The following is a 13,073-nucleotide window of genomic DNA, read 5'->3' as shown; positions in this document are numbered from 1 at the left end:
TTATGGCAACAAGCTTTTAACGTCGATAGGTTTGGCTTCATTGTCGGCTTCACCTTTATCCTTGCCGTCAATCGCCATACCTGTCTTACGGTAAAAGTTATAATCAGGATATTTACCCGGCCCTGAAATCAGCAGATCTTCTTTCTCGTACACCAGATCCTGACGCTTGAATTCACCCAGTTCAAAATCCGGAGTCAACTGAATAGCGGTAGTCGGGCAAGCTTCTTCACACAGGCCGCAGAAGATGCAACGTGAGAAATTGACGCGGAAGAATTCAGGATACCAGCGACCATCTTTATGCTCTGCTTTTTGCAGTGAGATACATCCCACTGGGCATACCGCTGCACACAAGTTACACGCAACACAACGCTCTTCACCGTCAGGATCACGCGTCAAAACGATGCGCCCACGGTAACGGGGTGGCAGATAAACCGGCTCTTCCGGATACATTTTTGTTTCGCGTTTATGGAAGGCATGAAGCCCTATCATCCAAATACTGCGTACCTGGGTGGCGAAACCGACCACTAACTCTTTCAATGTCATGGTTCAATCACCCCTTTATTATTGAGCGTTGTATAAAATAACTGCGGCAGTCGCCAGCATATTGAGTAACGTTAACGGCAGACAGACTTTCCAGCCAAACGACATCACCTGGTCATAACGAGGACGCGGCAGTGCAGCACGGATCAAGATGAACATCATCATGAAAAATGCTGTCTTCAACGTAAACCAAATGAACGGAGGCAAGAGAGGCCCATTCCAGCCACCAAAGAACAACGTGACGATTAAGGCTGATACCGTCACGACAGCGATATATTCCCCCACAAAGAACAAACCGAATTTCATACCGGAATATTCAACGTGATAACCGTCAGCCAATTCCTGCTCTGCTTCCGGTTGGTCAAACGGATGACGGTGACACACTGCAACACCTGCAATGGCAAAAGTCAGGAAGCCAAAGAATTGAGGAATGATATTCCACACATGTTGCTGTGAGTTGACAATATCTACCATGTTGAAGGAGCCAGCTTGTGCCACGACTCCCATCATGGACAGACCAAGGAAAACTTCATAACTCAATGTCTGTGCTGATGCGCGCATCGCGCCCAGCAGAGAATATTTGTTGTTACTCGCCCATCCGGCAAACAGCACGGAGTAAACCGCCAATCCTGCCATCATCATGAAGAATAAAATGCCGATGTTCAGGTCTGCTACCATCCACGTAGGACTTATTGGCACGATGGCAAACGCCAGAAGCAGTGAGCAGAATGCAATGACAGGAGCCAAAGTAAAAATGGCTCTGTCAGAAAAACGTGGTGCCCAATCTTCTTTAAAGAACATTTTGATCATATCTGCGACGAGCTGCAATGAACCACCCCAACCCACACGGTTTGGCCCGTAACGGTTCTGGAACAGGCCAAGAATGCGGCGTTCAAAGAAGCTCATGAATGCCCCGCAGATAACCACAACCAACAGAATGACGGCCGATTTCAGGACAGTAATCAGAATCTCAATCACATCGGGAGTCAACCAACTCATTATGCAACCTCCCGTAAGTTATTGACTGATTTGCCTGCCAGAACCGGTGGTATACCCGGCATTCCCAAAGGAAGGCCGACTTGCCCTTGAGCCAGATTGCCACTTAAGCGCACTGCCAAACGCAGTTGCTGCCCTTCACAATCAAATGTCATCACCGCCCCTTCTTTCACATTCAGATGCTCCGCATCCCTATGATTGATCATCACATACGGCTCAGGCATACGCTCCTGCAATACATCTGAACGTTGTGACAGCTCATCACTGCCAAACAAATGGAAATAAGGCGCAACGTGCCATTGATTTTTCTGTGCAGCGAATGCAGTTGGGATAGCATCAAAATAGTTCAATCCACCATCAACCGTTTCAATCAAACGAACCCCAGGATCACCGAAACGCAGCTTGCCACCGACTTCAGCCTGGAATTTATTCCACGCTTGTGGCGAGTTCCAGCCAGGTGCCCATGCAAATGGTATTTGCTGACGTGGTGCATATGGGCTGTTGTTCCCTTCCATTGAGAAGGCAAATGCGGTGTCGATATCCTGCGGTTGACGCTGCTCATGAACACTGACATCTGCCAGCATGGCGGTACGACCGCTGTAGCGATGAGGTGAGCGAGCCAATTTTTGCCCACGGATACGGAATGTGGCATCAGGTGCTGCATTTACGATGTCTTTGAACTGCGGCATGACTTTTACACAGGCTTCGATTACATGGTCAAGCTGAGTCCAGTCAGTCTGGCATTGTGTATAGGTGGTATACAGAGAATGCATCCAACGCCAGCTTTCTAACATAACAATGGATTTATCATAGAATGCAGGTTCATAAACTTGGAAATAGCGCTGAGCACGACCTTCCTGATTCACCAATGTGCCATCACTTTCAGCAAAGCTAGACGCCGAAAGAATCAAATGAGCCTTGTCCATGATAGCCGTGCGTTGATGATCAACCACAATCAGGTTTTTCAGGCTATCCAGCGCGCGGTCAATTTTGTCCGCTGGTGCATGACGATAAAGATCGTTTTCCATCACAATAGCGGTATCTGAATCCCCTTTGGCAATGCGCTGCAAAGCAACATCCAATGGCTGTGCTTCCATCATCGCCAGACCCAAGCTATTGGCATACGCGGCAACATAAGAAAGCCCGACGTTGGCTCCTTTGTCTTTCAGTGCCCATGCGATATTTGCGGCTGCCTGAATCAAAGTGTTACTGCCCGGATTACTGCCACTGATAATCAATGGTTTTTTCGCATCACGCAGTGCCTGTGCAATAATCTCCACTTTCGATTTCAAGTCATCCGGTAAATCATTGACAGCAGGTGCAATGCTGTTCAGGGCATGTGCGACAGCAAAGCCCAGACGCGCTTGATCATCAACCGGGGCACGGTAATTCCATGCTGCAACATCATCTAATCGAGTATCATCAACACTGGTCAAGAACAGAGGATATTTGGCGTGCTGACCGATATTCATAACAGCCGCAATTTGCCAATCAGCCACTTTCTGGGCTGCCGCCATTTCACGAGCCTTGCCCTTCACAGCCTGACGTACAGATAATGCCATGCGGGCAGCGGTCTGTGTCAGATCTTCCCCTAAAATCAATACGGCATCGTAACCTTCAATTTCACGCAGAGATGGCGTATAAACACCACCTTGCTGGAGAATTTCCAACATCATATCGAGGCGATGTTGTTCTTCCGCTGAAATGCCGCTGTAGAAGTTTTCCGCCCCAACTAATTCCCGCAAGGCAAAGTTACTTTCAATGCTGGCACGCGGCGAACCGATACCAATGGCATTCTTCGCCTGACGCAAGATGTCTGCACCTCCTTGCATAACCTGCTCAGCATTCAGTGAAATCCACTGATCACCACGCAACTGTTGCGGCTGGCGAGGACGGTCATCACGATTGACATAACCATAACCGAAGCGTCCACGGTCACACATAAAATAGTGGTTGATAGTACCGTTGTAGCGGTTTTCAATCCGACGCAACTCACCGTAGCGTTCTCCGGGACTAGTGTTACAGCCGATGCTGCACTGCTGGCAGACACTTGGTGCAAACTGCATGTCCCATTTACGGTTATAGCGTTCTGAATGTGTTTTGTCGGTAAATACCCCTGTCGGGCAGATTTCAACAAGGTTACCGGAAAATTCACTCTCCAATGTGCCACTTTCAGGACGACCAAAATAGACGTTGTCATGAGCACCATAAACGCCAAAATCCGCTCCATCCGCATAATCTTTGTAGTAGCGGACACAACGGTAACAAGCGATACAGCGGTTCATTTCATGAGCAATGAATGGCCCCAGTTCCTGATTCTTGTGAGTGCGTTTGGTAAAACGATATTTCCGGAATGAATGCCCGGTCATTACCGTCATATCCTGCAAATGGCAGTTTCCGCCTTCCTCACAAACCGGACAATCATGAGGGTGGTTGGTCATCAGCCATTCCACAACACTTGCGCGGAACTGTTTTGCTTCTTCATCATCAATGGAAATATACGTGCCATCTGCCGCAGGCGTCATACAAGACATCACCAAACGACCACGCGTATCTTCCGCGTTCTGATATTGCTTCACCGCACACTGGCGGCAAGCGCCAACGCTTCCCAGCGCTGGATGCCAGCAAAAATAAGGTATATCAAGCCCCAATGAGAGACAGGCTTGCAACAGGTTATCAGCCCCGTTTACATCATATTCTTTGCCGTCTACATGTATCGTAGCCATAGTCAGCATGCTTCCCAATGGCCTGCCGTGGCAGGCGTTAATCAAAATTTTGCTTCAGCGTTGTTTTTGCAAACTATTTTGTTTTTACAAACTATATTGTTTCTGCAAACTATATTGTTTCTGCAAACAATTTTTCAGACCAAGTTTGCAAACAAGCCTTACCAGCGCTGTTTAAGCAGATTTGGTTGAATACCCGCAATCAGGCTGGTATTGCCATAGTCTTTAGTCGCAATTCCCGCTTCAAATTCTTCGCGGAAATATTTGATAGCACTCTGCAAAGGTTCTACAGCTCCGGGGGCATGGGCACAGAAAGTTTTGCCGGGGCCGAGGAAACGGCAGAGTTGTTCTAAAGTCTCGATATCACCGGGCTGGCCTTTACCGTTCTCAATAGCACGGAGGATTTTGACACTCCACGGCAAGCCATCACGGCATGGTGTACACCAACCACAGGATTCACGAGCGAAGAATTCTTCAAGATTGCGGGTCAGGGAAACTATATTGATTTCATGATCTACTGCCATTGCCAGTGCAGTTCCCAAACGACTACCCGCTTTGGCGATATGCTCAAAATCCATCGGCAGATCCAAATGATCTGCTGTCAGGAAATCGGTTCCTGCCCCTCCTGGCTGCCATGCCTTGAATTTCAGGCCATCACGCATTCCCCCCGCATAATCTTCAAGAATTTCACGGGCTGTCGTACCAAAAGGCAGTTCCCAAACACCCGGATTTTTGACGCGGCCAGAAAAACCCATCAGTTTGGTGCCAGCATCTTTACTTTTGCCTTCACTCAAACCGATATACCACTCTTTTCCATGTTCAAGAATTGCAGGAACGTTGCACAGGGTTTCAACGTTGTTGACGCACGTTGGTTTTCCCCATACACCAGAAGTCGCAGGAAATGGCGGTTTTGAACGTGGGTTTGCCCTGCGCCCTTCAAGAGAGTTAATCAGTGCGGTTTCTTCACCACAGATATAACGACCCGCGCCGGTATGAACAAACAGTTCAAAATCAAAACCACTGCCCAAAATATTCTTGCCAAGTAGCCCCGCAGCTTTAGCCTCTTCAATTGCCCTGCGCAGATGAACAGCCGCTTCGACATACTCACCACGCAGAAAGATGTAGCCACGATAGGCTTTCAGCGCAAAAGCACTGATGAGCATGCCTTCCACCAACAGATGAGGCAGTTGCTCCATCAATAGTCGGTCTTTGTAAGTGCCCGGCTCCATCTCATCTGCATTACACAGCAAGTAGCGGATATTCATGCTTTCGTCTTTTGGCATCAGGCTCCATTTCAAGCCTGTCGAGAAACCCGCACCACCACGACCTTTTAAGCCAGCATCTTTAACCAGCGCGGTAATTTCATCAGGAGCCATGCCCTTCAGTGCTTTTTCGGCTCCTTTGTAACCATTCTTGCTTCGGTATTCATCCAGCCAGACAGGTTGCTGGTCATCACGCAACCGCCATGTCAGGGGATGAGTTTCCGCTGCGCGGATAATTTCTTTCACTCCTGAATGCGTTGTCATGGATACTGCTCCAGTAATTTTTCAATTTCTTCGGGTTTCACGTAACTGTGAGTGTCCTCATCAATCATCATGGTTGGCCCCTTGTCACAGTTCCCCAAACAGCAGGTCGGCAACAATGTAAAGCGTCCATCTGTCGTGGTTTGCCCCGGACGAATGTTCAGGTGAGACTCTATCGCTGCCTGAACGCCCTGATAGCCCGTGATATGACATACAACACTGTCACAATAACGGATAATGTGACGACCTACTGGCTGCCGGTAAATCTGGCTGTAAAACGTCGCCACACCTTCCACATCACTGGCTGGAATACCCAAAACTTCAGCAATGGCATAAATGGCACCATCCGGCACCCAACCACGCTGCTTTTGTACAATTTTCAGTGCTTCGATTGACGCAGCACGCGGATCTTCGTAGTGGTGTTTTTCCTGCTCAATGGCATTACGTTCTTCCACACTCAGCACAAATTCATTCGGTGTCTGAGCGTCCGTTACGTTAACCACATCAAGACGTACTTGCTTGTTTGCGTTAAATTCACTTTGCATCGTTAGCGATCCACATCAGACATAACAAAATCGATACTGCCCAGATAGACGATAAGGTCAGAAACCAGACTACCGCGGATTACCGATGGTATTTGCTGCAAGTGAGCAAAACTTGGTGTACGGATACGGGTACGATAGCTCATGGTGCTACCATCACTGGTCAGGTAATAACTGTTGATACCTTTAGTCGCTTCGATCATCTGGAATGATTCATTGGCAGGCATGACGGGTCCCCATGACACTTGCAGGAAGTGGTTAATCATGGTTTCGATGTGCTGCAAAGTCCGTTCCCTCGGTGGTGGGGTGGTCAGTGGATGATCAGCCTTGAATGGGCCTTCTGGCATATTGTTGAGGCACTGCTCAAGGATGCGCATACTCTGACGAATTTCTTCCACTTTCAGCATGACACGGTCATAGCAATCGCCGTTGTAGCCTGTTGGTACTTCAAAATCGAAATTTTCATAACCGGAATAAGGACGCCATTTACGCACGTCAAAGCCAATGCCGGTTGCACGCAGCCCTGCACCGGTAACTCCCCAGTCTAAAGCCTGTTTAGCATTGTAGGCCGCCACTCCGACAGAACGCCCTTTAAGCACACTGTTTTTTAATGCTGCTTTGACATAAGAATTCAAACGCTTCGGCAGCCAATCCAGCAAGTCACGTAAAAGTTTTTCCCAGCCGCGTGGTAAGTCATGGGCAACACCACCGATTCGGAACCACGCTGGATGCATACGGAATCCAGTGATCGCCTCAACCACATCGTAAACTTTTTGACGATCAGTAAATGCAAAAAAGACGGGAGTCATCGCACCAACGTCTTGGATAAAGGTGCTGATATAAAGCAGGTGGCTATTAATACGGAACAGCTCAGACAGCATGACACGAATTGTCTTCACGCGATCTGGTACTTCAATGCCTGCCAGCTTCTCAACCGCCAGCACATAAGGCATTTCGTTAACACATCCCCCCAGATATTCGATACGATCGGTATAAGGGATATAACTGTGCCATGACTGACGTTCACCCATTTTTTCAGCACCACGATGGTGGTAACCAATATCAGGTACGCAATCAACGATTTCTTCACCATCAAGTTGCAGGACAATGCGGAATGCACCGTGAGCAGAAGGATGGTTTGGGCCGAGGTTAAGGAACATGAAGTCTTCATTATCAGTACTGCGCTTCATGCCCCACTCTTCTGGTTTGAAAGTCAGGGCTTCCATTTCCAGATCTTCTTTCTGCTTCGTCAATATGAAAGGATCGAATTCCGTGGCTCGCGCAGAATATTCCTTCCGCAACGGGTGGCCTTCCCATGTCGGTGGCATCAAGATACGGCGTAAATTCGGATGGCCATTGAATGTAATACCGAACATTTCCCACGTTTCACGTTCATACCAATTGGCATTCGGGAAAATTGACGTGATCGTTGGGATATTCAGGTCTTGTTCAATGAGCGCAACTTTCAACATAATGTCACGGTTACGCTCAATGGAAATCAAGTGATAAAACACCGAAAAGTCAGCAGCAGGTAAGCCTTCTCGGTGAGAGCGCTGACGCTCATCGACACCATGCAAGTCAAACAGCATGACATAAGGTTTGGGCAATTTTTTCAGGAATGTTATTACTTCCAATAGCTTTTCCCGTTTGACCCAAACAACAGGCATACCGGTACGGGTCGGCTGGATGGTAAAGGCATCCGGGCCAAATTGACGATTAAGCTCACTCACAACAGGATCATTAAGATGATCTCGTGTTTCCCAAGCAGGTCGTGCGCTTTCTTGCGCTATCTGATCTGTCATCATTCTTCACCACAACGCTTGATCAGGGTTTTTGTGATCGCAACACATTGCTCTGGTTACGCTATATGGCTAAAAGCCTTAAATTTCGTCTGGAGTACGCAGATTTTTCACTGCAATACGTTCACCGCGCTTCCGTTCTCTTTCTGATTGCATATTTGCGCGGTAAACCCCCTGATCACCAACAACCCATGACAATGGGCGTCGTTCTTTGCCTATAGATTCCTGCAACAACAGTAGTGCCTGCATATAGGCTTCTGGGCGGGGGGGACAGCCAGGAATATAAACATCGACGGGGATAAATTTATCAACCCCTTGAACTACGGAGTAAATATCGTACATACCACCGGAATTCGCACAGGCTCCCATTGAAATGACCCACTTCGGTTCCAGCATCTGATCGTACAAACGTTGAATGACGGGAGCCATTTTGACAAAGCAGGTACCAGAAATCACCATGAAATCAGCCTGACGGGGAGATGCTCGCAATACCTCTGCACCAAAACGAGCAACATCGTGAACAGCGGTAAATGACGTCACCATTTCCACATAACAGCAAGAAAGCCCGAAGTTGTAGGGCCACAGGGAGTTTTTCCTTCCCCAATTCACCATATCATGCAGAGCATGTTCCAATTTTCCCATATAGACACTACGGTGAACGTGCTGCTCTAGGGGATCGCTGACAGTTTCCTGTTTTTGCAGGGGATAACGGTCATTCTCACCGTTCGGATCTATGCGGGTGAGCGTATAATCCATCTTTATGCCTCGCTATTACTGCATATGACTGTTGTTGGTATAAGTGTCAGCACTCGGTTTACTGACATGACGTTTTGAACGTGCTGGTGTCCAATCCAACGCTCCGATACGCGCCAGATAAACCAAGCCTGCCAATAACACCAAAATGAAAATGCTTGCTTCGGCAAAGCCTAGCCAACCGCTCTCTTTGATTGAGACGGCCCATGCATACAAATAAAGGGCTTCAACGTCGAAGATAACAAAGAACATGGCAACCAGATAAAATTTCGCCGACAGACGCAAACGAGCACTGCCGACAGAATCAATACCTGATTCATAAGGTACGTGCTTTGCTCTGGCTTTCGCTCTGCCGCCCATGAAGTATCCGCCCAGTAACATGAGCACACATAAACCAAGAGCACCTATTAGGAAAACCGCAAATGCCCAGTGATGGGCCAAAATTCCAGTGGATGTAGACATACTCGTTGCTTACTCATCAAAAGTGGTGTCAAGGTGTCTGCTCTTTTTTCCGGCAGTGTTGCACCACATCGATTCATGGGAAGGGATAACAACCAAATCTGAAACAGCGCTAATCAATATAACTCATCGCTTGGATCGTCTTGGTTTTTATTCCTCTCAACAATCTTTGCCATAACGGCAAAAGTATTCATTCATTTATTTACAAACAGCAAACCATTGATTAACAGATTGTGCTGGTATATCGCTAAAACGTGTCAGTCGTATAAAAAAAACAATCTAGACATAATCAGTTTAACCGATAACTCGACTTTACTACACCATTATCGCAGGAAAAACCTGTCTTTCCACTGCACTGCTTGGGGTATTTTTATGATCAAGTGCACAATTTCATTGAAAAACATTCAACACCTGAACGCAACTCATTCAAATATTAATAAATTGTTTCTAAAAATAACTATTGATGTGTGATAAGAAAGCTATTTCTGAAAACAGATTTATTTTATCAAGTTAGAAAAATAAATTTTGTTAACGAAGCAACATTCTCTTAACTAAAATTCGAAAGATATAGGAAAATTAATAGGGTATATTTCTCATTGGAAATATCAGAAATAGGAATGAAAACCTGAGAGGATTATTAATAAGTAATTAACAACAGGCTAATATCTCCACAAATAAAATGGAAATATTAGCCTATAAACACATAATATTTACTCGTCTATATCTTCAACGAAAGTTTCATCAACTGCGTCAGTTGATTTGATAGGTTTAATAGAGTCAATAGATTCATCTATTTCGCTGGTTTCATCAGATGTATTGGATTCAACTGACGTCACGGTATAAGGTGTTTTCTTATTTTCTATTGCATCAAAAACAGTTAAGACAGATTCATTCTGCTCGTTACTGCTACGATATAAGAAAAATTGGATTTCCGGCAGGCGTGGTAAACCTTCAATTTCACCTAAAATTCTAAGGTCTGCATTATGCATTTCCAGAGGGCGAGCGGTAATACCTACTTCTGCGTTCACAGCCGCACGGACAGCGGACAAGGAGGCAGCTTCATATGCAATGCGCCATGAAATACCTGCCATATCCAGCGTTTCCAGAGCAAGTTGACGGAAAGGGTTAGTTTCATCCATCACAACCAACGGAACAAGCTCGTTCGTCTGTAATTGGAAATCTGGTGCGCAATGCCATAAAACAGGCGAAGAACGTAAGATCGTTTTAGGATGGTGGTTAATTTTTGCTGTGGTTAATGCCAAATCAATCTCATGGTTATCCAACATGCTTTCGATAAATTGAGCACGCTTAATGCGCACATCAACCGCTACGCGTGGATAGACAGAGGCAATACGGTTCAATAAGAAAGGAAGTAATGTATCAACAGCGTCGTCTGATACGCCTATTCTCAATTCACCATCTGCATCATTGTAAGTCAATGATGCAGTTGCATCGTCATTAGCACGAAGAATCTGACGTGCATAACCAAGAAGTTGAAGCCCATGTTCTGTCAGCAGCTTGTTGCGGCCGTGGCGAGCAAATAATTCTCTCCCCACAAGTTGTTCCAACCGCTGCATTTGCTGACTCACGGCTGACTGCGTTCTAGAAACAGCTGCTGCTGCTGCTGCAAAAGTATTTAAGTCAGCAACGGCAACAAAAGTTCTTAGCAGATCGAGATCGAGGTTTATTATCTGACGATTTGCATTTATCATTGTGTATCTTCTTATGTTCTGGTTCTAATTTTATCAATTAACTAACCTGGTGTTTTTACTTCAACAGTATCAAATAAAATAATACCGATTGTGACATTACTCTACTCTATTAAATAGGGCAAAGGTTTACTGCATTTTTTCTTTCTAATCGACTCATTATGGGTTTTATTTTCTCCTTTCTTAACAAAATTTATGCAATCCAAAAATAAATCAGAGAGAAAACTCTATTTACATCACATAATCATCAATTTCCAGTATAAATACCTTTTTTCTGACTTGCTTCAAAGAATAACGCAATCTGAATTAGCAATGCTTAATACCGCTATATAATATTAGTATTTTTAATGAATTAACATTTCCTTTGAATAGGCCTGAGAACTTTATGGATAAAAATCCATAAAAAGTTGCCGAAGTATCATGTGATAAAAACCTAAATTAATTTTACGTCAATTAAAGATAAATTATAAGAATACATTATACAAACCTCCTTACTTTTATTGACAATTTGAAGTTTACATAAATGTATGAGTCAAAAAACGCCTGCCAAAATGTCATCTCGCCATTTCCTTGTCAACCAAAAAAAAGCCTTTAATAAAAACAAAAATCCAACATAACAACCATAAACAAAATAAAAATCCAAGAAAACACAATAAATAAGAGAGCAAACTTATTCATTTATTCTTTAAACAACCGTTTTAACCAAAGATATCAAAGTCTCTTCAAAATACAGACCGAGAAGAGTACATTGATCACCATACTTTTTATGCCGGGTAGTATCCAATTTTGTCAGAGGTCAAGGCGCCCTATGTTTTCCATTAACAAATCCAGCAAATTAGATAATGTCTGCTACGACATCCGGGGGAATACCCTCAAAGAAGCTAAGCGACTCGAAGAAGAAGGTAATAAGGTACTGAAATTAAATATTGGAAATCCGGCGCCATTTGGATTCGAAGCGCCTGATGAAATATTAGTCGATGTCATCCGTAATCTGTCAACAGCCCAGGGTTATTCAGATTCAAAAGGGTTATATTCCGCACGTAAAGCGATCATGCAGCATTACCAAGCTAGAAATATGCTGGATATTACCGTTGAAGATATATTTATTGGCAACGGTGTTTCTGAACTGATTGTTCAATCGATGCAGGCCCTGTTGAATACCGGGGATGAAATGCTGGTTCCTGCCCCTGACTACCCTCTTTGGACTGCGGCAGTCTCACTTTCCAGTGGTAATGCCGTCCATTATTTATGTGATGAGCAACAAGGCTGGTTTCCTGATTTAGATGACATCCGCCGTAAAATTACCCCGCGTACTCGTGGTATCGTTATTATTAACCCGAACAACCCAACCGGTGCGGTATATAGCAAAGAATTATTGCTGGAAATAGTAGAAATTGCCCGTCAGCATAATCTGATTATCTTTGCCGACGAGATTTATGACAAGATTCTGTACGATGATGCCCAGCATCATTCCATTGCATCATTAGCTCCCGATCTCTTTACCGTTACCTTTAATGGTCTGTCCAAAACCTATCGTGTAGCTGGTTTCCGTCAGGGTTGGATGGTACTGAACGGCCCTAAAAAGCAAGCCAAAGATTATATCGAAGGGTTAGAAATGCTGGCCTCAATGCGCCTTTGTGCCAATGTGCCAATGCAGCATGCGATTCAAACAGCATTAGGCGGCTACCAAAGTATTAGTGAATTTATTTTTCCGGGTGGCAGGCTCTATGAACAGCGCAACCGTGCATGGGAACTGATTAACCAGATTCCTGGAATCTCCTGTGTGAAACCAATGGGTGCTCTATATATGTTCCCGAAAATAGACACCAAACGCTTCAATATTCATGATGACCAAAAAATGGTATTAGACCTCTTACTACAAGAAAAAGTTCTGCTGGTTCAAGGGACTGCATTTAATTGGCCAGATCCTGATCATTTCCGCATTGTCACACTACCGCATGTCACTGACTTGCAAGTGGCCATTGAAAAATTTGCCCGCTTTATCGGTAACTATCGTCAATAACCATAA

At 45.2% G+C, this 13,073-nt stretch carries 10 protein-coding genes; 1 reads left to right on the top strand and 9 read right to left on the bottom strand.

Annotated elements, in window-relative coordinates:
• The 9 genes from nuoI to hexA form a co-directional block, all read right to left on the bottom strand.
• A complete protein-coding gene (gene nuoI, locus Xvie_RS05575) occupies window positions 1-543 on the bottom strand; it encodes an NADH-quinone oxidoreductase subunit NuoI (RefSeq protein ID WP_045958195.1) in 543 nt (180 codons plus the stop codon).
• 18 nt (window positions 544-561) lie between these two features.
• Window positions 562-1,539 (bottom strand): NADH-quinone oxidoreductase subunit NuoH, encoded by a 978-nt coding sequence (gene nuoH, locus Xvie_RS05570; RefSeq protein ID WP_086108367.1) that lies wholly within the window; start codon window positions 1,537-1,539, stop codon window positions 562-564.
• A complete protein-coding gene (nuoG, locus tag Xvie_RS05565; RefSeq protein ID WP_167376237.1) occupies window positions 1,539-4,271 on the bottom strand; it encodes an NADH-quinone oxidoreductase subunit NuoG in 2,733 nt (910 codons plus the stop codon). Before nuoG ends, nuoH begins: the two co-directional genes overlap by 1 nt.
• Window positions 4,272-4,420: 149 nt before the next feature.
• Window positions 4,421-5,785: an NADH-quinone oxidoreductase subunit NuoF gene (gene nuoF / locus Xvie_RS05560; protein ID WP_086108366.1), complete on the bottom strand. Its 1,365-nt coding sequence runs from the start codon at window positions 5,783-5,785 to the stop codon at window positions 4,421-4,423.
• The gene (gene nuoE, locus Xvie_RS05555; protein ID WP_086108365.1) at window positions 5,782-6,327 is read right to left on the bottom strand and encodes an NADH-quinone oxidoreductase subunit NuoE; all 546 of its coding nucleotides are present in this window, start codon (window positions 6,325-6,327) and stop codon (window positions 5,782-5,784) included. Before nuoE ends, nuoF begins: the two co-directional genes overlap by 4 nt.
• Before the next feature lie 2 nt (window positions 6,328-6,329).
• Complete coding sequence (nuoC, locus tag Xvie_RS05550; protein ID WP_208612520.1) at window positions 6,330-8,129, bottom strand: NADH-quinone oxidoreductase subunit C/D; 1,800 nt, start codon at window positions 8,127-8,129, stop codon at window positions 6,330-6,332.
• A gap of 75 nt (window positions 8,130-8,204) precedes the next feature.
• Window positions 8,205-8,879, bottom strand: a complete 675-nt coding sequence (locus tag Xvie_RS05545; protein WP_045971450.1) for a NuoB/complex I 20 kDa subunit family protein — start codon at window positions 8,877-8,879, stop codon at window positions 8,205-8,207.
• 15 nt (window positions 8,880-8,894) lie between these two features.
• Window positions 8,895-9,338: an NADH-quinone oxidoreductase subunit A gene (locus Xvie_RS05540; protein WP_086108363.1), complete on the bottom strand. Its 444-nt coding sequence runs from the start codon at window positions 9,336-9,338 to the stop codon at window positions 8,895-8,897.
• 707 nt (window positions 9,339-10,045) lie between these two features.
• Window positions 10,046-11,047, bottom strand: a complete 1,002-nt coding sequence (gene hexA / locus Xvie_RS05535; protein ID WP_086108362.1) for a transcriptional regulator HexA — start codon at window positions 11,045-11,047, stop codon at window positions 10,046-10,048.
• Window positions 11,048-11,852: 805 nt separating this feature from the next.
• Here hexA and Xvie_RS05530 point away from each other — a divergent pair.
• On the top strand, window positions 11,853-13,067 hold the full coding sequence (locus tag Xvie_RS05530) for a pyridoxal phosphate-dependent aminotransferase (RefSeq protein WP_086108361.1): 1,215 nt from the start codon (window positions 11,853-11,855) through the stop codon (window positions 13,065-13,067).
• The last annotated feature ends 6 nt before the right edge of the window (window positions 13,068-13,073 follow it).

Origin of the sequence: Xenorhabdus vietnamensis (genome assembly GCF_002127535.1) — a bacterium.
GTDB lineage: Bacteria > Pseudomonadota > Gammaproteobacteria > Enterobacterales > Enterobacteriaceae > Xenorhabdus > Xenorhabdus vietnamensis.
Note: the sequence above shows the minus strand (reverse complement) of the source record. Positions and strands in the feature narration are given on the sequence as shown.

Bases quoted from the DNA above. Each gene is read 5' to 3' on its own strand.
- Xvie_RS05540 (WP_086108363.1), bottom strand. From the start codon at position 9,338: ATGTCTACATCCACTGGAATTTTGGCCCATCACTGGGCATTTGCGGTT.
- nuoC (WP_208612520.1), bottom strand. From the start codon at position 8,129: ATGATGACAGATCAGATAGCGCAAGAAAGCGCACGACCTGCTTGGGAA.
- nuoI (WP_045958195.1), bottom strand. From the start codon at position 543: ATGACATTGAAAGAGTTAGTGGTCGGTTTCGCCACCCAGGTACGCAGT.
- hexA (WP_086108362.1), bottom strand. From the start codon at position 11,047: ATGATAAATGCAAATCGTCAGATAATAAACCTCGATCTCGATCTGCTA.
- Xvie_RS05530 (WP_086108361.1), top strand. From the start codon at position 11,853: ATGTTTTCCATTAACAAATCCAGCAAATTAGATAATGTCTGCTACGAC.
- nuoF (WP_086108366.1), bottom strand. From the start codon at position 5,785: ATGACAACGCATTCAGGAGTGAAAGAAATTATCCGCGCAGCGGAAACT.
- nuoG (WP_167376237.1), bottom strand. From the start codon at position 4,271: ATGCTGACTATGGCTACGATACATGTAGACGGCAAAGAATATGATGTA.
- nuoE (WP_086108365.1), bottom strand. From the start codon at position 6,327: ATGCAAAGTGAATTTAACGCAAACAAGCAAGTACGTCTTGATGTGGTT.
- Xvie_RS05545 (WP_045971450.1), bottom strand. From the start codon at position 8,879: ATGGATTATACGCTCACCCGCATAGATCCGAACGGTGAGAATGACCGT.
- nuoH (WP_086108367.1), bottom strand. From the start codon at position 1,539: ATGAGTTGGTTGACTCCCGATGTGATTGAGATTCTGATTACTGTCCTG.